The following is an 18,233-nucleotide window of genomic DNA, read 5'->3' on the forward strand; positions in this document are numbered from 1 at the left end:
TGGAATTTAATGTGACTATTGCGCAATTTCTTATCCACGTCATTCATTGGTAATTGGCCGGACTATACAGCAATCCTGTATATTCTATAGGCTATTCACCTAATGTGAGAATCGATGTGCCGATACGTTATTTTTAAGCGAATACGTGTTTCCGATTTTAATGGGGTTGATTGCGCATATAACAGGCTGCACATAGGTGCAGTTATCAACGAAGAGACAATTATGCGTTTTGATCTAACCTTTCTAACTCTTTTTCCTGATGCTTTTCCGGGAATGCTGGATGTCTCAATTATCGGTCGTGCAAAAGAACAGGGTATCTGGTCTTGCGAGACTATTGATCTACGAGCTTTTGGGGAAGGTAAACATAGGCAGGTTGATGATACGCCGGCCGGTGGCGGGGCTGGCATGGTCATACGCCCCGATATTATGGCGCAAGCTATCGATTCTGTTGATCTTAAAGATCGACCCTTAATTTACATGTCGCCGCGTGGGAAAACATTGGATCAACAAAAAGTACGTGAGCTTGCGGATGGACCTGGTATGGTCATTTTATGTGGTCGTTTTGAGGGGCTGGATCAGCGCGTTATAGATGAATATGACATTGAAGAAATCTCGATCGGTGACTTTATTTTAGCTGGTGGTGAAGTTGCTGCTCAAGTTATGTCAGAGGCCTGTATTCGTCTTTTGCCGGAAGTTGCAGGCAATGAAGAGAGCTTAGAGCAAGAAAGTTTTGAAACTGGATTGCTTGAACATCCACATTATACTAAGCCAAGAAACTGGAAAAATAGACCGACTCCGGAAGTTTTATTGTCCGGAGACCATAAAAAGATAGACAAATGGCGTCTAGATCAGTCTTTGGCGTTGACAAAAGCCCGCAGACCAGATTTATACGCCTCCTTCAAGTTAAACGCAGCGACGAACGCGCGACCGAAAGATAAGAGCTAATACCGATGGCCAACATTATTCAAACTCTCGAAGCTGAAGAGATGCAACGCGTTCTCGGCGACAAGAAAATTCCTGACTTTTCACCAGGCGACACTCTACGTGTTAGTGTGAAGATTAAAGAAGGTGACCGCGAACGTGTTCAGGCGTTCGAAGGTGTATGTATCGCACGCGCAGGCGGCGGCATCCAAGAGAACTTCACAGTTCGCAAACTTTCATTTGGTGAAGGTGTGGAACGTGTATTCCCTGTTGTTTCTCCAATGCTTGAAGGCATTGAAGTGAAGCGTAAGGGTAAAGTTAGACGTGCGAAACTTTATTACCTTCGTGGACGTACTGGTAAAGCTGCTCGTATTGTTGAGCGTACAACTGGTCACGGCATTGTGCGTCGTGAGAAAAAAGTAAAAGCTTAGGCTTTGATGCTGGGAAGCTAGCCTTCCTTTAAGAATTTGAAAAAAACGTCGCAAACATGTGTTGCGGCGTTTTTTTGTGTCTCGATTTACATATTGAGAGTTGCGCCATTTTGGATTCAACGGCTAACCTGCTTGTTTGGGGTTTTGTTGGAGGAATGCATGGCTAATGCTGCAAATGACGAAAAAGTAGGTGGAATACTCGGTTGGGTCGAGCGAACAGGCAATAAACTGCCCGATCCGGTTGTGATATTTCTCTTTCTAGGTCTTATATTGATCGGTATTTCGGTGGCGTGTGCTGGTTTCGGATTGACAGCTCAACACCCCACTCAAATTGGTGCGGATGGAAATCCCGCTATCGTTTCATCTCAAAGTTTGCTGTCTGGTGAAAATATTGCCCGTTTCTGGGTGGAGATGACCACAACATTCTCACACTTCCATCCATTAGGGTATGTACTGGTGGTTATGTTGGGGGCTGGCGTTGCTGAGCGTTCAGGTTTGTTCGGGGCTGCGATGCGTGCAGCATTGGGAAATGCCCCCAAAGTCATTTTAACACCAATGGTTGCTTTGATTGCGATGATTGCTAATCACGCAGCAGATGCAGCTTATGTTGTGATGATCCCGTTGGCAGGGATTATGTTTCATGCGGTGGGGCGCCATCCGGTTGCGGGTATAGCTGCAGCGTTTGCTGGGGTTTCTGGCGGTTTCTCTGCTAACATCCTTCCGGGGCAGTTGGATGTTTTGCTTTTTGGAATCACTGAAGTTGCCGTTGAGGGGTCTCAGCTAGACCCGAATTGGACAATGAATGTGGCAGGTAACTGGTGGTTTATTCTTGTATTGACCTTTATCTATCTGCCGGTCATTTGGTTTGTTACTGATAAAATTATTGAGCCACGTTTGGCAAATACTCCTTTTTCAAATGGGATATCAGAAGCTGAAACCGTTGAAGACCCATCAACGCAATTGTCTGTCGATGAGAAAAAAGGATTGGGCAGGGCTGGTTTAGCTTTATTGGCTGTTGTGACTGTATGGCTCATTATGACCTTTGGTCCCGGTACACCGCTGATAGATGAGGCAGCTTGTCCTGTTGCACTAGAGGCTGAAGGCCAATGTGCTGCTGTTCAACGCTTGTCACCATTCTTCAAATCCCTCGTGGGTGGTTTTATGGTTTTGTTCTTGGGTGCTGGTTGGGCTTATGGAGCAGCAGTTGGCACAGTGAAGAATCACAAAGACCTCGTTGCAATGATGTCTGAAGGCATGAAAGATATGGGATATTATCTCGTATTAGCATTTGCGGCAGCGCATTTTGTGGCTTTGTTCAAATGGTCAAACCTTGGTTTGATTTTCGCTATTCATGGTGCTGCTGGGATTGAGGCCTCTGGTCTGCCATTGCCGATCGCAATGGGTTTGATTGTTATGTTGTCTGCTACGCTTAATCTCTTTGTTGGGTCTGCGAGTGCTAAGTGGGCGTTGTTAGCACCCGTATTGGTGCCAATGCTCATGCTGCTCGGTGTTAGCCCTGAGGGAGCGACAGCGATTTATCGTGTTGGAGATGGCGCGACAAACATTATCACACCACTCATGGTGTATTTCCCACTTGTGCTCATCTTTGCGCAGCGTTGGAATAAAGACTTTGGTTTGGGCTCACTGACCGCGATGATGATTCCATATTCAATCTGGATGCTGATTACAGGATTATTGCTAGTTGTCGCTTGGGTATTCCTAGGTGTGGACCTGGGTCCAGGTGCGCCAATAGCGTATTCGCTACCCAATTAATTGAACAAAAAAACGCCGCTCTATATCAGAGCGGCGTTTTAACTTCGGCTAGAATGTAAGTTTAAGATTAAATTTTTAGATTTGTTGCAATACCAGAATGTGCAGCACTACTTTTAGGAGCTGTTATGGCACCGGCGCGGCCATAGCCTGCGGGTGCGGCACGGGAAGTGGCAACTTCCTCTGTAATCGCACGTACGATGCCTTCAGTGACCTCTTTAGAGGCTGCAAGTGCTTTTGCATGGCGCTCGGCTAATTTTCCAAACGCTTCTACTTTAGTTTTTAGCTCTTCTTTTTGCCCTTGGCTGGCTTCAGCCAATAATGATGGGTTTTCCCGGATACTCGCTATTTCAAAACGGTAAGCATGAGCAAGTTTTTCTTTCTCTGCCCAATCTCTGGAAGAAGCATCAAGGCGGTTTTCCTTATGTGCTTCAATCTCTTCAGCCATGAGTGTGCTTAAGCGTTCTGTCAAAGCGATGAGTTGTTCTGCGCGGTCTGCGCCATCACGTGCTGCAATAGCCATGGTTTACTCCTCTAATCCTTGCATTCGCAAAATTTCAACGAGAACTTTGTCCGCAATGCCAACGCCGCCCGCCGAAGATAATGATTTTGCATATTCTTCTGTGAGCATTGGGCGAAATGCATCCTCTGCCTGCCCGCCACCAAATGGGCCGTCGGTTTCAATCTGATTGAAAATCGGTTGAAGCATTTCCGATAGGAACATTGTTTCAAATTCCTGCGCCATTTCTTCGGCTTTCTCTCGGGTTTGCGCTTCTGTAAAGCGAAAATCCTTAGAAATGCCCATTGATTGAAGAGCGCCTAGGTCAAGTGGTCCTGAAATCGGGTTTGCCATTACATTATCTCGATATCTGCTTGAAGTGCGCCAGATGCTTTAAGGGCTTGCAGGATAGAAATCATATCACGCGGGCTAACGCCCAATGCATTCAGTCCATTGACGAGATCATTAAGTGGAACACTGCCACCTATTAAAGCGAGATCAGCGACATCTTCATTGGCGGCAATATCCGTCTGAGGGACGACAACAGTTTCACCTGCGCCAAATGCATTGGGCTGAGATACTGCTGGCTGTTCAGAAACAGAAATTGTTAAGTTACCTTGAGCAATCGCCACTTGCGACACGCGAACATTTTCACCCATTACAATGATACCGGTAGTTTCATTGATAACGATTCTAGCGGGTTGATCTGGCTCGACTTCTAGGCGTTCAATTTCTGCCAGAAGCATAGACATGCCGCCTTGAAAATTTGGTGGACGGTTAAGCGCAACTGTCGCTGGGTCCATTGCGAAGGCGACTGTTGTTCCCATGTAGGAATTGATTACAGATGAAATTCTTGTTGCTGTCGTGAAATCTGGGTTGCGCAGAGATAAGCGCAATTTGTTTTGATTGTTGAGTGCATATGGCACTTCAAGTTCAACGAGCGCACCATTGGGGATGCGCCCATTTGTGGGGACGTTGCGGACAAGTGCAGAACCAGAATCGCCGCCAGCTGCAAATCCGCCAACAGCCACTGAGCCTTGCCCCACAGCATAAACCTCTCCATTGGCACCCATTAAAGGAGTTACCAATAATGTACCACCTTCCAGGCTTTTAGCATCACCCATTGCTGAAACTGTTATGTCAATTCTGGATCCAGCTGTAGAAAATGCTGGCAGACTAGCCGTAACCATCACGGCGGCGACATTTTTTGTATTGAGGGTTTCTTCCCGTGTGTTTACCCCCAGACGCTCAAGCATCGCTTCTAAACTTTGGCGCGTCATCGGGGAGTTTCTAAGACTATCTCCAGAGCCGTTTAGACCGACAACAATCCCATATCCGATAAGTTGGTTGTCACGTACGCCTTCGATATCAACGATGTCTTTCAAACGTGATCCAGCTGCTGCGCCCAAAGAATTGAGCGAGAGTAATAGCGTTAGAAAAAAAGCGCAGAGAATGCGATTCATAACAGCGTCCTTCTTGGTGCTTCGGCATTTGAGAAAGGGCCACAATACAGACCGATATATCAATTACCGTTGCGAATGGTGAATTCGAGGCTATTTTGGCCTAGAACCCAAAACAAAGACTTAATATTTATGTTTTTTTTTAAGTTAGTATTAGGAACACTTTAACTCTTTGGTAGGATTCTAATCACCTATGCGGGAGCTCCAAAAAATGCGCGTTTCACGTCCAGTTTCAAACAAACCAACAACGGGTATTAGCAAAGCGAAAGCCGCGCCCAAAGGTGGGTTTTCTAATCTTGTAACCAGTGCTAATTCTGGAGATGGCATTGAGCAAACAGCACCCAATGCTGCTGCTGGTGGTGTTGCAGGTGTGGGTGGCGTTGAGTCCATTATGGCGCTGCAAGGTGTGGACAATACAGCAGAACGTCGCAATCGCGCTATGCGCAAAGGTCGCCGCATGATGGACGCTTTAGACCGTCTTCAATTATCAATTCTGGACGGGCATACGTCGCAGTCACATCTGGGTTTATTACAACGTGCTTTAAGCGAAGTACGCGAAGAATCGGGTGATGATGGCCTAGATAATGCATTAGGCCACGTAGAAGTACGAACTGCGGTGGAAATTGCGAAACTGGAACGCCAGAAAAAATATTCACGCTAACAAATGCTTAAGCGAATATGAAAGTGTGATAAATTCGTTGTTGTAGCTTTGCACATTGTTCGCTATATGAGCCGTGCCCAGAGGAGGTGTTGCAGATGTATCTGCAATGACGGGGGCAATGAACAGGAGTGTGCCCAATGAGCGTAAGTCTTGAAGATTACACACCATCGAATGATGAAGAATACATGAGTGAGCGCCAGAAAGCTTATTTTAAAGCAAAACTGGAAGCTTGGAAAAAAGATATTCTCGATGGAGCTAAAGAAACAATTGAAACGATGCGTGAAGATGCATCTAACCTTTCCGATTTGATAGATCGAGCATCAAACGAAGCTGATCGAGCGCTGGAACTTAGAACGCGCGACAGGCAACGCAAACTTGTTTCCAAGATTGATGCAGCGTTACGTCGAATTGAGTCTGATGAGTATGGATTTTGTGAACACACAGGTGAACCAATTGGTCTGGGGCGCTTGAACGCACGACCAACAGCAACTTTGTGTGTAGAAGCCCAAGAGCGCCACGAGAAGAAAGAACGTACTATTCGTGACGACTAACTAAATACAGTCTCCGATTACAAACGTCCTTAAAAAAGGCAGCTCCCAAGTGAGCTGCCTTTTTAGTTTGATGATGGAATCTATTTGTTCGCTTAAAACGGGTTTATTGCATCTACAGCGCGTGCTGCCGTGCTCGCCCGTTGCAGGTTTGATAAATCGCCGCGTCCACCATATGAAATGCGGGCTTGAGCGATTTGTTCATGAGAGATTGTGTTTGTCGCTGAAATATCCTGTGGACGGATAATGCCTCCCACCACTAATTCTCGCACTTCATTGTTCACTTTCACTTCCTGAGATCCAGCGATAACCAAATTTCCGTTTGGAAGTTTTTGAGTAATGACGGCAGCGATTGTTAAGTCTATGGTTTCTGCGCGGTTTACTGTCCCTGTCCCATTTGAAGAAGATGAAGATCCAAAATCGGCACCCGGTGAAAGTCCAATGCCGCCTGGAATGTTTCTGTCGATCAATTCATTCAGCCCAAACATCGCGTTTATTTCTGCAGATGTATTACCGGTGCGACTGCGGGAAGTTGTGTTATTGACTTGGGCTTGATCGGATATTTCAATATTGACTGTTAGGATGTCGCCAATGTCGCCTGCTCGCTGATCATCGAAGAAAGAACGTGCGCCTGTTCGCCACAAAGAATTTTGTGCGTAGTCTTGAGTTATCGGAGCGGGTTGCGGCATTGATACAGGGTAGGGGCCGTTTACACTGGCTGGATTTTCTATCGGTGAAAGCTCAGGCGATGCCATCTTGTCTGATATGCCGGCTGTTGAACATGCACCAAGCATGGCTGTGACCGCAAAAGTCGTAGCAGCTTTGATTTTGTTGATATCACTCATTTTTATCTCAATTCTTATCTGCTATTTTATCGGTCAAGGACGCGTGCTTCACCAGCACCTGATACGATGGCGTCAATGGTTCGTTTGGAATAATTATTTAGTACGCGAATAGGGGCGTCTTGCGCGGCATCCATGAGGGCTTTGCCATCTACTGAAAGACGCAATGCACCTTTCAAATAAGTGAGCGTTACCGGATCACCCTTCCTGATAAGGGCGGGTGTATGAACATCGCTAATTCGAAAAGCAGTTTGTGCACGTACCGAACGTTTTAATTCTTTACCCACAATGTTGGATTTCAAATTTGGTGTCCCTGTTGGTCTTAAGCGGTTCTCAGGCGCTGGTATCCATATGAGATCTTCAGCACTCACAACATCACCTCGGCTCATGTCTGCGCTAAAGGCCATTAGATGATCAGGTGTCGGCGGTGAATTTTGAGCGGGAAGCGCTGCGCGCTCTGCTGCACGTTTTGCCTGAATGATGTCTTCTTCTGAATATCGAGATACCAAAATAGGATCAGTTTCTGTACTGGAGAAATATATGCCGTTTTCGCGGGCTATATTGCCGACAAATTGAGGGTCTAATTGGATGGATTGTCCTGGGTCGGGCGAGGGAGCCACACGTATTTTCGCTAATGGGCCAGATGCTTCCGCAACGTCACCAAGCGTTATCCAAGGACCAGATACAGTGATTGCCTCTTCGCTGCTTTCTGCGCGTGCAAAGGGCACGCATGCGATCATGGCCGCAAGAAATGTAAGATGGAATAAACTGTTACGCATAAATCCTAAATCCAATTACCTTATTACTTTAGCTGGGACGTCGTTTGAAGCATTTCATCAGTTGCCGTGATGACTTTGGAATTCATCTCATATGCTCGCTGAGCATTAATCAGAGCGGAAATTTCTGTCACCGCATTGACGTTGGATGTTTCTAAAAATCCTTGAAGGATTGTTCCAAAACCGAGAGCACCAGCTTGTCCGACATTGGCGGCACCAGATGCAACTGTTTCTAAAAGTAAGTTGTCGCCAATAGCATCGAGACCAGCTGGGTTGACGAAGCGCGCCAACTCAAGAGCGCCTAGATCTGTAGGGTCGGTTGCCCCAGCTGTCGTGGCTGTGACTGTACCTTGAGCATTGATCGTTACTGAAAGTGTATCCTCTGGGACGTTAATACCCGGAGAAACAGTATATCCGTCCTCCGTAACGATTTGACCGTCACCATTGACCGAGAAGTTACCCGCACGTGTGTAAGCATCGCGTCCATCAGGTAATTGTACGATAAAATAGCCATCGCCTTGCATAGCAACGTCATATGAATTGCTTGTCTGCTGAACAGGACCTTGTTCAGTAATGCGGTAAACTGATCCAGCTTTTACACCCGTACCGATTTGTACACCTGTTGGTACAATCGTATTTGCATCAGAAGAAGAAACCCCCATTTTTTCCATATTTGTATATAGAAGGTCCTGAAATTCTGCACGCTGGCGTTTATATCCAGTAGTGTTCATGTTGGCGATGTTATTCGAAATAACCTCAACATTGAGCTGTTGAGCTTGCATGCCGGTGGCGGCTGTACTGAGTGCGCGCATGAATTATTTCCTTCTTATCGACTTGCTAGCATTGAGCCAGACTTAGAGTTTCTGACTATGGGTTAGCGAACTTGTGCGAGTTTATTGATTGCTTTTTCACGCATATCGTTTGAGTTCGATATGAGTTTGGCGACGCTTTGATACGCGCGTGATATTTCGATCATCTGAGTCATCTCTACGATGGCTGAGACGTTGGAACTTTCGACGAAACCTTGGGCAAGCGTCGCATTTGCATCTATGGGTTCTTGCTCACCAGAGATGTATAGATTGTTTCCAACTTTCTCGAGCGCTTCTGGAAGCTCGAAGGTTTTTAGCTTTAATTGACCAAGCTGAGCACCATCTTGCATAATGGAGCCGTCTTTGTTGATAACGATTTCACCACCTTCTGGATTAAGAGCAATGGGCACACCATTCGCCAGCAGTTTTTCACCGTCTAAGACTTCGCCTTCACCACGCAGTAGATAGCCGTTGCGAGTGACAAGCATCCCGTCAGGGTTCATCGAAAATTCCCCATCACGCGTATAAAAAATGTCACCATTTTCTGCTTCCACTTCAAAGAAGCCATTGCCGTCAATTGCGACATCTAGGGGATTCCCAGTTTGGGCGATGCTGCCATTATTCATATCGCGTTGCAGCTGCCATCCCTGCGTAAAAGTAATATCGTGTGGTTTATCAGTCGCGCGCGCAGGTCTGTCCGAGATTTCGTGATTGACGAGGTGTTCGACCTTGAAGCCGGTTGTGTTCATATTTGCGAGATTATTCGCAGTCACATCCATCTTTTTGCGCAGCAATTGTTGCGTTGAAAGACCGATTGCTAATGAATTGTCCATTGGACCACACAAACCTGATACGAGACTCTGCTGTTTTGCGAGAGACTGTAAAAGACGACTTACCAATATATCCTTGGTTCATACGTCGGCGTTCTGCGCTATTTTGCGCGGAACATGTAAGTTTTCAAATTACAAAATGGCCTCAAGATGGTTAACACCCTATTGATATAAACGGCTTGCTATGAATTTTTTTCCGCTTTTAGTGGGCAGTTTCTTCCTATGTCCATGAAACGTTAACGAAGTAGAACGATTTTGCCTATTAAAAGGTAATACACGCGCGAATAATTTTGGGCAGGTTTCATGGCTGACGAAGATAAAGAATCTGAAGATACAACATTAGAAGAAGAAAAGCCGGCGAAAAAGAAACTCGCTGGTAAGACTATGATTTTGTTCATTGTTCTTCCTGCTTTGCTCATTATGGGTGGGGGAGTTGCTGTCGGTATGATGCTGGCGGGCGGTGGCAAAGAAGCAGCTTCTGAAAGCCATGCGGAAATTGTTGACGATCATGGTGAGGAAAAGGACGATCACGGTAAAAAAAGTGATAGTCATGAAGAAAAAGCTGATGATCACGGTGCAAAAGATGATGGCCATGGAGAATCTTCGGGTTCAGGTGACCATCAGGGCCCTGCGCGTGAGACCGGGACTTTGCAGGTCGGCAATAGTGGCGATCCATCCTATTATATCATGCCCGACCTATTGGTGAATCTAGCAAGCCAAGACGGCGATCGTCAGTTATTCTTGAAACTTAAGCTCACGCTTGAAGCTGAAGATCCTGAAATGTTTGCTGATATTCCTAAAATGCTGCCGCGTATTACGGACCAGTATCAAATGTTTTTAAGAGAGCTGCGCGTTGATGACTTAAATGGCTCTGCAGGGGGCTATAGGTTGCGTTTAGAGCTTTTGCGCCGGATCAATATCGCGATTGCGCCATCGCGCGTTGATGCGGTGTTGATTGAAGAAATGCTTGTGCAATAGGAGCATTAATTTATGGCAGCTGAAGAAGAAAACTGGGATGTGGATGGCGGCGAAGGTAATTTCGACGAGGACATGGCTGCCGCCTGGGAAGCAGAACTGGCCAATGAGGCTGAGGCTGACCTAGAAACATCTGTTTCATCTCAACATTCTGCTGGGTCTGAGAGGATTCTAAATCAGGATGAGATTGACTCTCTTCTTGGCTTCTCCATTGAGGATGATGAAGATGGAAAAGGATCAGGTATCCGTTCCATCATTAACTCGGCACATGTATCGTATGAACGTTTGCCTATGTTGGAGGTGGTATTTGACCGCCTAGTCCGTTTGTTGACGACGAGTTTGCGTAACTTCACTTCTGACAACGTTGAGGTGTCTCTAGATTCCATCGCAAGTATGCGGTTTGGAGACTATCTAAACTCTATCCCTCTGCCTGCTATCTTGTCAGTTTTCCGTGCTCGTCAACTCGATAACTATGGATTGGTGACTGTCGATTCAAACTTGATCTATTCCATTGTGGATGTGTTGCTTGGTGGGCGCCGAGGAACAGCTGCAATGCGTGTTGAAGGACGACCATACACGACAATTGAACGCATGCTGGTGACGCGCCTTGTTGAAGTTATTCTGGCGGATGCAAAAAAAGCTTTTAATCCACTGACTGAAGTTGATTTTGATCTAGACCGTATTGAAACGAACCCACGATTTGCAGCCATCGCCCAGCCTGCAAACGCTGCCATTTTGGTGCGACTACGTGTTGATATGGAAGATCGTGGTGGACGTTGTGAGCTGATGCTGCCCTATGCGACGCTGGAGCCTATACGGAAAATGTTGCTCCAAAATTTCATGGGTGAGAAATTTGGTAACGATAATATCTGGGAAGGTCACTTAGCCACTGAGATATGGACTGCGCCAACGAATGTGCGTGTTGTTATGGATGAATTTGAACAACCTTTAGGACGTATGATGAGCCTTGAGGTTGGGGATACTCTTTTGATGACAGCCGGACAAAATTCAAAGGTTTCGCTAAGATGTGGTGATATATATTTAACAGAAGGTCAGATTGGCCGTATCGGTAAAAAAGTAGCTGTACGGGTCGACGCACCGCTTGAAGGTGTTGCCAAGAAAGCCCTTGTGGAGAGCAAAAAATGATAATTTCCCCATCTATTATCGTAGACATATTCTTGATTGTTCTTTTGGTTATCGCCATCGCTTATTTCTGGCGCCTTGATAATCGTTTAAAGGCGATCAAGTCTGGGCGCGATAGCATGCTGGAGGCGACCAAGGAGTTAGCTCTTACGATCAATCAGGCTCAGGCCACCATTGGTGACCTTAAATCGACGTCGACTGATATCGGGCAAAAGTTGCAGCTTCAAATTGATGAAGCAAGAGCACTGCACACGCGCAATCAAGAAGCTTCAGTAACCAAGGGTGATGCGGGATTGCGTCGCCGGAACTCATTTTAAGGGCTGTCCAAAATGGCTAAAACTATACGTCTAATGCCGGCTCTAATCGCTGTTTCTTTAGGGTCTATCGCTTTAAAGGCGGTTGATATTGCGGAGGCAGCAACCGAGCCTTCAGAAACAGATCATGCTGAAGCGCCAGAACACGCTGAGAATGATGGTCATGATGCGCCAGATGTCTATGATGATACTGGGCATGAGGACGACTTTGATGAGATGACGGATGTCAATTATTCTGACAGCGCCGAAGTCAATGATGATGCATGTATGGCTGTTCCAGATTTTACGGCTGAAACGGGCTTGTCTCAATATGAAATTGAAGTCCTTCGTTCACTTGCTGACCGCCGGGTTGAGCTGGATGAACGGGCAGATGATTTGGACACTCGCGAGCAGATGGCGGCGGCTGCAGAGGCCCGTTTGGATGAACAAATAGCTGAACTTAAAGAATTAGAGACAGGCGTTCAATCACTTCTAGCAACTATGGAACAAAAACGAGATGAACGTTTAGAGGGGCTGGTTAATGTTTATCAAAGCATGAAGCCTAAAGATGCCGCTCGTATTTTTGAATCGCTCAGTGATGAAGTGCTTTTAGAGGTTTCACAAAGAATGAAATACGCGCAATTGGGGGCGGTAATGTCTTCAATGTCATCAAAGAGAGCAGAAGAGCTGACACGTCTTCTCGCGGAGCGAGCAGAATTGCCTGATACGGCTGAAGACTTATTGGCTCAAGCGGAAGCTGGATAGATCTATTTTGAAGAAGTCGCTCCCCATATCATCCATCAAACTGAAGCATGTAATCCTGACGCTAGGTTTGGCAATGATAATTCCTGTTTTATGGGAACAATCTGCATGGGCGCAGCGCGCGGTGTCTTTGTCGGCGGATGAAAAAGCTGGGCATGCGCGTCTTGTGGCAAAATGGGGTGATGGCGATGAAAATGCGCCAAAGATTGAAGCAAGTATTCAAAATCGGGTTCTTGTTCTAGAATTTCCTGAGCCTGTAACGATAGATTTGAGCGCGGTACGGGAGGAATTGCCAAATTGGGTGGCTTTAGCGCGGTTAGATGCAGATGGCTTAACTGCGCGAATTGCACTGAAAAAACAAGATACGCGCATACACGTGTCTTCATCGGCAGACCTTGCTGCTGTTGATATTTTGCCTGAGGAGAGTGAGACTGATCCAGCTGATATAGTCTCGCCGTTAATTGCAATACGTGAGGCTGCAAAAGAGGCAGCGATTATCGCTGAAATCCCACCGCCAGTTGATTTAATTGATGGTTTAGAAGTGCGTGTGTCCGAAGCAGGTAATCGAACCCGTGTCGCGTTTTATTGGCCGCAGGATGTCAATTATACTGCTAGTTCTTCAGGCAATATCTATACATTGAAGTTTGACCGCCGTGCCAAACCAGATATTGCACGATTGAATATTGACCCGCCTGAACAATTGAAAAGTGCAAGGTACACGAATGATGATCTAGGGATGCAGTTTGATATTCAGCTTCCAGCAGGAGTTAAACCAACGTCCTACAAAGAAGACAATATCGTCATTGTTGATCTTGCCTCAAAAGAAGCGATTGAAGCAGCGAAGAAAGAAAAAGATGCTTTATTGGCAGCGATGTCAACGGCGAATGAGGTGCCTGAAACTTCTAAAGAAGATGATGATCAGGTTGAAGATACCACGCCACATTCTGTAAGTGCACAACCTGTTCAACCTGAAAAGCCGATACAGCTTGCTATGCCTGTGGCAGCTCCTACGCTGAAAGAAGCTGTGTTTGGATCATCTTCGGAATCTGTTGGATTATCTCAAGATATTGATGTTGATCGCGGTACTAAGACAGCGCGGCCTGTGCAGCAAAATGAAAACAGCAATGTCAATCAGGGTACTCAGGCTAGCAATAAGTCTGTTGGTACAAGAGAAACTTTTTTCAGGGGAGAATGGGCTGAGCCAGCACCTTTATCTCGAAAAGTAAAAGCTGAAATTGATGCCCAACCCAATAGTTTGACGATAACTGTGCCTTGGCAAGCTCCAGCGCCGGCTGCTGTATTTAACCGTTCCCCTGCAAATTGGATCGTATTTGCAGTAGATGCCGATATAGAGATTGATACAACCCAGCTTCCGTCGCTTTATAATATTGATGTCATCAGACAAGATAATGCCGTGCTCATGCGTGTAGAAGCGCCAGAGGGAATGATTGCTTCTGCGCAATCAGAAGGGACGATTTGGACAATTACCTTTGCAGGTGCTGCTATGCAGGCTGAACGTTTTTTAAAACCTGTAAGAGAAGTCTCAGAAACAGGACGTTTTAGTATCGAAACGCCTCTAATCGGTGCTGCTGGGATCGTCTGGTTTACCGATCCGGTGGTTGGCGATGAAATCGCATCTGTTGTTGCTTTTGGGCCTACATCTGCTTCGACGACACCGCGTAAATTTGTTGAAGCTGAAATGCCTTCTACAGCGCATGGTTTGGTTGTCATTCCCAACTCTGATGATGTTTTAGTAAAGCTTCACGATGAACGCGTTGTTGTTTCCTCATCGCGCGGTATGGCGATGTCAAATTTTTCTGGCGTAACTTCATCCAGTTATACGAAAATGAACTCGGACACGCCAACACCAGCATTCATTGATTTTGATTCATGGGGCGGGCTTGCTGGCAATGCATTTTTTAGCCGAAAGGGTGAACTTGAACGTGTCGCTGCGACACGTGATCCTTCATCCAAAGCTGGTGCAGATGTGCTTGTTGACCTAGCTCGTTTTTATATCGGGCATGATCTTGGTGCTGAGGCGTCAGGTGTTTTGGATTCTGCTTTGGATGGGCGTCCTTTGTTAGAGCAAGATGCAGCTTTTTTGGGGCTTCGCGGTGCTGCTGAAGTCATGATGAAGCGATATGAACTGGCCGAAAAAGACTTATCAAAAGGTCCATTGCGAGCGGATCAATCTGCATTGCTTTGGCGTGGATATGTTGCTGCCAAAATGGGGCAATGGGAAAGAGCGAATGATTTTTTCCGACAATCTGAAGAATTGATTTTTGCATACTCTGGACGGTGGGCATCTGAATTTTACAGTGTTGCTGCCGAAGCCGCACTCAGAGCGAAAGAGCTCGATCGCGCGAGACAATTGGCAGGACGAGCGGCTGGAACGAGTTATCGAGAATCCGCTGAGTCCGCGTCTTTGCTTTTAGCGCAAATTGATGAAGCTGTTGGTGAAACTGAAAAAGCCTACAAACAATATCTTGCGCTTACTATTGATGGCATCGAGCCAGTAGCGGTTCGTGCAGAACTTCGTCGGCTCGATCTAGGCGCTAAAATTGATAAAATTACTCCTTCTGAAGCTGCTGATCATTTAGATACTTTACGATATCGCTGGCGAGGTGATGCAACTGAGATGGAAACTGTCGGTATTCTTGCCGATCAGTATATGAGCCTTGGTCGTTTCCGAGAGGCATTATTGCTCGTGCAATCGGCGGCATTGCGTAATCCTGATGAACCGGGTGCGCGTGAACTGCGAATCCGTTTGGTTGAGTTTTTTAGAAAACTTTACCTTGATGGTGAAGCTGAAAGGCTAGATCCTATACAGGCTCTGGCATTGTTTTACGAATTTAAAGATCTTACACCCATTGGGCAGGATGGGGATAGAATGATACGAAAGCTTGCACGAAGACTTGTGGCTTTTGATCTTCTGGACCCTGCGACAGAATTATTGCAGCATCAGGTTGATAATCGTGTGCGTGGCCGTGGTAAGGCAGTGATTGCTGTTGATCTCGCATCAATCTATTTGATGGACCGCCAACCAGAGCGCGCATTGGCGGCAATTGGTGCCTCGCGTCAGCCCCGTTTGCCCAAAGAACTTGCTTTGCAAAGGCGTCTGTTAGAGGCAGCTGCTTATCGGGACATGGGGCGTTCAGATCACGCGATTGAATTGCTTGAGGGCGTTGAAGGACTTGAGGCTGCTTCTATTCGAGCTGATGCATATTGGAAAAGTGAGAAATGGACCGATGCAGCAAATCAATTGGCGTCCATGCTGCCGGAAGCATCCCAAGCCGAAAAATCTGATATAGATCTCGCGCTTAAAGCTGCCATTGCGGGGCGATTGGCTAAAAATATGGGCTTACTCTCCAGACTAAATGAAGGGTATGCGCATTTATTTGAAAACACAGCCAATGAACAAAGCTTTGCGTTAATTACATCCCAAACGGATATTTCAGGCGCAGCACTTTCTGAAGCCGTTAGCCGCCGAGCAGATGCGCCACGTGTTGATGCTTTTGCTGCTAGTTTAAAGCAAAGATTTGACGGCGAGGGATGATTTCTCACGACCAAGTGAGTTGATCCAATAATTCTCTACGCCATCTCTAGCACTAATCGGTTGATAATGTCGCGGGATGGAATTTCGCTTTGATATCGTCTTCCAATTCTTCATCAACATAGTCTGGTGTGTTCGGGTGACGCGGGTCGTCGGGTGTTTTCACACTGACATTTGAGCGTTCCAATTTTCTTGCATATGGCGTCTCAGGTTTAGGTTGTCCATCATCCCGAAATACGCCGCGATCAATGTCAGATCTGTCATTGGGTATGACCTCATCATAACCGCGTTGTCGGTTTTTTTCGTCTATCTGTTGATGGTCTAATGGTTTTGTTTTTTCAGCGAGTTTCATCTGCGTACTCCGTTTCTGTATATATTGTTAACGCATATAAACAGGGTAAGTTCCTTGAAAATGATGTACGTTATAAATCTCAGCGTAATTGAAATGAGACGTTGAGTACGCATCTGAATAGTCATGTTCCTGAAATAATTTGGAGAGAAAAATGACGAATAAATGCCCATACCAAACAACGACTGCCGGAAATCCAATTTCTGACAACCAAAATTCACTGACTGCTGGAGAGCGCGGTCCTGTGTTGATGCAAGACTATCAATTGATAGAAAAACTAGCGCATCAGAACCGCGAACGTATTCCTGAACGCGTCGTACACGCCAAAGGCTGGGGTGCACACGGCACTTTTACCGTTACGCATGATATTACCAAATACACCAAAGCAAAAATCTTCAGTGAGGTTGGAAAACAAACTCCAATTCTTTCTCGTTTTTCTACTGTCGCCGGTGAAGCAGGCGCAGCGGACAATGAACGTGATGTGCGTGGGTTTTCGACTAAATTCTACACAGAAGAAGGAAATTGGGATTTAGTTGGAAACAACACCCCTGTTTTCTTTATTCGTGATCCACAAAAATTTCCTGACTTCATCCACACACAAAAGCGCCATCCTCGGACCAATTTAAGAAGCAATACAGCGATGTGGGATTACTGGAGTTTATCTCCCGAATCCTTGCACCAAGTGACGATTTTGATGTCTGATCGCGGTTGCCCAACCACGCCAATGAACATGAATGGATATGGTTCGCATACTTACAGCTTTATCAATACGGATAATGAGCGTTTCTGGGTGAAATTCCACTTCAAAACACGTCAAGGCCACACATTTTACACCAATGCAGAATCTGCTGAGAAAATCGGTCAGACACGTGAAGGGTATCAAGAAGCGCTGTTTGGCACGATTGAAGAAGGTAACTTCCCGCAATGGGATGTGAAAGTACAAATCATGCCGGAATCAGATGTTGGTAAAACTTGGTACAATCCTTTCGATCTTACAAAAGTTTGGCCACATGGTGATTACCCTGTGATGGATGTAGGTGTAATGGAACTCAACCGTAATGCGGATAACTATTTTGCAGAAATTGAAAATGCTGCATTTAGTCCGTCAAATATCATTCCGGGTATTGGTTTCTCTCCTGATAAAGTGCTGCAAGCGCGTATTTTCTCATATGCAGATGCTCACCGTTATCGCTTGGGTACGCATTATGAGAGCCTTCCAGTGAACCAGCCAAAATGTCCTGTGCATCACTATCACAAAGATGGAAGCATGAATTATCACGGCCCCAAAACGGGTAATCCTGATGCGTATTACGAACCAAACTCTGTGCCGGGATCGGCAAAAGAAGCACCAAGCTTTGCTGAACCTCCATTAAAGCTGAGCGGTGATGCGGATAGATATGATCACCGCGACGGTAATGATGATTATCGTCAGGTTAAAGACTTGTTTGATCTATTTGACGACGGTCAGAAACAACGCCTTTTCAGCAATATTGCTGATGCGATGGGAGGTGTTCCAACTGAAATTGTCGAACGTCAGATGATACACTTTGGCCGTGTGGATGCCGCTTATGAAGCGGGTGTGCGCGCTGCGATCGCGGCGAAATAAGGTCC

Annotated in this window: 19 protein-coding genes; 11 read left to right on the forward strand and 8 right to left on the reverse strand. The window is 46.1% G+C overall.

From position 1 onward, the window contains the following. Positions 1-222 precede the first annotated feature (222 nt). The 3 genes from trmD to HBAL_RS02600 all read left to right on the forward strand — a co-directional run bounded on the left by trmD (position 223) and on the right by HBAL_RS02600 (position 3,125). Positions 223-945, forward strand: a complete 723-nt coding sequence (trmD, locus tag HBAL_RS02590; protein WP_041301340.1) for a tRNA (guanosine(37)-N1)-methyltransferase TrmD — start codon at positions 223-225, stop codon at positions 943-945. Between the two features lie 5 nt (positions 946-950). Beyond that, a complete protein-coding gene (rplS, locus tag HBAL_RS02595; protein WP_015826372.1) occupies positions 951-1,352 on the forward strand; it encodes a 50S ribosomal protein L19 in 402 nt (133 codons plus the stop codon). A gap of 159 nt (positions 1,353-1,511) precedes the next feature. Beyond that, positions 1,512-3,125, forward strand: coding sequence for an AbgT family transporter (locus tag HBAL_RS02600; RefSeq protein ID WP_015826373.1), 1,614 nt, complete (start codon positions 1,512-1,514; stop codon positions 3,123-3,125). A gap of 67 nt (positions 3,126-3,192) precedes the next feature. On the opposite strand, the gene HBAL_RS02605 is transcribed toward HBAL_RS02600, so the two are convergent. Genes HBAL_RS02605 through HBAL_RS02615 form a run of 3 tightly spaced genes read right to left on the reverse strand, consistent with a single transcriptional unit; the run spans position 3,193 to position 5,084 of the window. Further along, entirely contained in the window at positions 3,193-3,645 is a 453-nt protein-coding gene (locus HBAL_RS02605) for a hypothetical protein (RefSeq protein WP_015826374.1), read from the reverse strand. Between the two features lie 3 nt (positions 3,646-3,648). Continuing rightward, on the reverse strand, positions 3,649-3,975 hold the full coding sequence (locus HBAL_RS02610; protein ID WP_015826375.1) for a rod-binding protein: 327 nt from the start codon (positions 3,973-3,975) through the stop codon (positions 3,649-3,651). Beyond that, entirely contained in the window at positions 3,975-5,084 is a 1,110-nt protein-coding gene (locus tag HBAL_RS02615) for a flagellar basal body P-ring protein FlgI (RefSeq protein ID WP_015826376.1), read from the reverse strand. Before HBAL_RS02615 ends, HBAL_RS02610 begins: the two co-directional genes overlap by 1 nt. Positions 5,085-5,292: 208 nt before the next feature. Between HBAL_RS02615 and HBAL_RS02620 the strand changes: the two genes are divergently transcribed. Both HBAL_RS02620 and dksA read left to right on the forward strand, forming a co-directional pair. Next, positions 5,293-5,742: a flagellar assembly protein FliX gene (locus HBAL_RS02620; RefSeq protein ID WP_015826377.1), complete on the forward strand. Its 450-nt coding sequence runs from the start codon at positions 5,293-5,295 to the stop codon at positions 5,740-5,742. 137 nt (positions 5,743-5,879) lie between these two features. Next, a complete protein-coding gene (gene dksA / locus HBAL_RS02625) occupies positions 5,880-6,293 on the forward strand; it encodes an RNA polymerase-binding protein DksA (protein WP_015826378.1) in 414 nt (137 codons plus the stop codon). Positions 6,294-6,385: 92 nt separating this feature from the next. Here dksA and flgH read toward each other — a convergent pair whose 3' ends face one another. From flgH to flgF, 4 genes are all read right to left on the reverse strand, one after another. Next, positions 6,386-7,135, reverse strand: a complete 750-nt coding sequence (gene flgH / locus HBAL_RS02630) for a flagellar basal body L-ring protein FlgH (RefSeq protein WP_015826379.1) — start codon at positions 7,133-7,135, stop codon at positions 6,386-6,388. Positions 7,136-7,161: 26 nt separating this feature from the next. After that, entirely contained in the window at positions 7,162-7,911 is a 750-nt protein-coding gene (gene flgA, locus HBAL_RS02635; RefSeq protein WP_015826380.1) for a flagellar basal body P-ring formation chaperone FlgA, read from the reverse strand. A gap of 23 nt (positions 7,912-7,934) precedes the next feature. After that, positions 7,935-8,720: a flagellar basal-body rod protein FlgG gene (gene flgG / locus HBAL_RS02640; RefSeq protein WP_015826381.1), complete on the reverse strand. Its 786-nt coding sequence runs from the start codon at positions 8,718-8,720 to the stop codon at positions 7,935-7,937. A 62-nt stretch (positions 8,721-8,782) separates the two neighbouring features. Then, positions 8,783-9,550: a flagellar basal-body rod protein FlgF gene (gene flgF / locus HBAL_RS02645; RefSeq protein ID WP_015826382.1), complete on the reverse strand. Its 768-nt coding sequence runs from the start codon at positions 9,548-9,550 to the stop codon at positions 8,783-8,785. A gap of 300 nt (positions 9,551-9,850) precedes the next feature. Between flgF and HBAL_RS02650 the strand changes: the two genes are divergently transcribed. The 5 genes from HBAL_RS02650 to HBAL_RS02670 are packed head-to-tail and all read left to right on the forward strand — an operon-like array spanning position 9,851 to position 16,276. Further along, positions 9,851-10,525: a flagellar basal body-associated FliL family protein gene (locus HBAL_RS02650; protein ID WP_015826383.1), complete on the forward strand. Its 675-nt coding sequence runs from the start codon at positions 9,851-9,853 to the stop codon at positions 10,523-10,525. 12 nt (positions 10,526-10,537) lie between these two features. Then, the gene (gene fliM / locus HBAL_RS02655) at positions 10,538-11,668 is read left to right on the forward strand and encodes a flagellar motor switch protein FliM (protein WP_015826384.1); all 1,131 of its coding nucleotides are present in this window, start codon (positions 10,538-10,540) and stop codon (positions 11,666-11,668) included. Then, entirely contained in the window at positions 11,665-11,982 is a 318-nt protein-coding gene (locus HBAL_RS02660; RefSeq protein WP_015826385.1) for a DUF6468 domain-containing protein, read from the forward strand. The genes fliM and HBAL_RS02660 overlap by 4 nt, the downstream gene beginning before the upstream one ends. A gap of 12 nt (positions 11,983-11,994) precedes the next feature. Next, positions 11,995-12,723 carry a MotE family protein gene (locus tag HBAL_RS02665; RefSeq protein WP_015826386.1) on the forward strand — a complete coding sequence of 243 codons (729 nt, stop codon included), beginning with the start codon at positions 11,995-11,997 and terminating at the stop codon, positions 12,721-12,723. 7 nt (positions 12,724-12,730) lie between these two features. Further along, positions 12,731-16,276: a tetratricopeptide repeat protein gene (locus tag HBAL_RS02670; RefSeq protein WP_049763118.1), complete on the forward strand. Its 3,546-nt coding sequence runs from the start codon at positions 12,731-12,733 to the stop codon at positions 16,274-16,276. A gap of 52 nt (positions 16,277-16,328) precedes the next feature. Here the strand turns inward: HBAL_RS02670 and HBAL_RS02675 are convergent, their stop codons facing one another. Further along, on the reverse strand, positions 16,329-16,625 hold the full coding sequence (locus HBAL_RS02675) for a hypothetical protein (protein ID WP_015826388.1): 297 nt from the start codon (positions 16,623-16,625) through the stop codon (positions 16,329-16,331). Positions 16,626-16,776: 151 nt separating this feature from the next. On the opposite strand from HBAL_RS02675, the gene HBAL_RS02680 reads away from it, so the two are divergent. Continuing rightward, positions 16,777-18,228: a catalase gene (locus HBAL_RS02680; protein ID WP_015826389.1), complete on the forward strand. Its 1,452-nt coding sequence runs from the start codon at positions 16,777-16,779 to the stop codon at positions 18,226-18,228. The last annotated feature ends 5 nt before the right edge of the window (positions 18,229-18,233 follow it).

The sequence above is a fragment of the Hirschia baltica ATCC 49814 genome, assembly GCF_000023785.1.
GTDB lineage: Bacteria > Pseudomonadota > Alphaproteobacteria > Caulobacterales > Hyphomonadaceae > Hirschia > Hirschia baltica.

Bases quoted from the DNA above. Each gene is read 5' to 3' on its own strand.
- trmD (WP_041301340.1), top strand. From the start codon at position 223: ATGCGTTTTGATCTAACCTTTCTAACTCTTTTTCCTGATGCTTTTCCG.
- rplS (WP_015826372.1), top strand. From the start codon at position 951: ATGGCCAACATTATTCAAACTCTCGAAGCTGAAGAGATGCAACGCGTT.
- HBAL_RS02600 (WP_015826373.1), top strand. From the start codon at position 1,512: ATGGCTAATGCTGCAAATGACGAAAAAGTAGGTGGAATACTCGGTTGG.
- HBAL_RS02605 (WP_015826374.1), bottom strand. From the start codon at position 3,645: ATGGCTATTGCAGCACGTGATGGCGCAGACCGCGCAGAACAACTCATC.
- HBAL_RS02610 (WP_015826375.1), bottom strand. From the start codon at position 3,975: ATGGCAAACCCGATTTCAGGACCACTTGACCTAGGCGCTCTTCAATCA.
- HBAL_RS02615 (WP_015826376.1), bottom strand. From the start codon at position 5,084: ATGAATCGCATTCTCTGCGCTTTTTTTCTAACGCTATTACTCTCGCTC.
- HBAL_RS02620 (WP_015826377.1), top strand. From the start codon at position 5,293: ATGCGCGTTTCACGTCCAGTTTCAAACAAACCAACAACGGGTATTAGC.
- dksA (WP_015826378.1), top strand. From the start codon at position 5,880: ATGAGCGTAAGTCTTGAAGATTACACACCATCGAATGATGAAGAATAC.
- flgH (WP_015826379.1), bottom strand. From the start codon at position 7,135: ATGAGTGATATCAACAAAATCAAAGCTGCTACGACTTTTGCGGTCACA.
- flgA (WP_015826380.1), bottom strand. From the start codon at position 7,911: ATGCGTAACAGTTTATTCCATCTTACATTTCTTGCGGCCATGATCGCA.
- flgG (WP_015826381.1), bottom strand. From the start codon at position 8,720: ATGCGCGCACTCAGTACAGCCGCCACCGGCATGCAAGCTCAACAGCTC.
- flgF (WP_015826382.1), bottom strand. From the start codon at position 9,550: ATGGACAATTCATTAGCAATCGGTCTTTCAACGCAACAATTGCTGCGC.
- HBAL_RS02650 (WP_015826383.1), top strand. From the start codon at position 9,851: ATGGCTGACGAAGATAAAGAATCTGAAGATACAACATTAGAAGAAGAA.
- fliM (WP_015826384.1), top strand. From the start codon at position 10,538: ATGGCAGCTGAAGAAGAAAACTGGGATGTGGATGGCGGCGAAGGTAAT.
- HBAL_RS02660 (WP_015826385.1), top strand. From the start codon at position 11,665: ATGATAATTTCCCCATCTATTATCGTAGACATATTCTTGATTGTTCTT.
- HBAL_RS02665 (WP_015826386.1), top strand. From the start codon at position 11,995: ATGGCTAAAACTATACGTCTAATGCCGGCTCTAATCGCTGTTTCTTTA.
- HBAL_RS02675 (WP_015826388.1), bottom strand. From the start codon at position 16,625: ATGAAACTCGCTGAAAAAACAAAACCATTAGACCATCAACAGATAGAC.
- HBAL_RS02680 (WP_015826389.1), top strand. From the start codon at position 16,777: ATGACGAATAAATGCCCATACCAAACAACGACTGCCGGAAATCCAATT.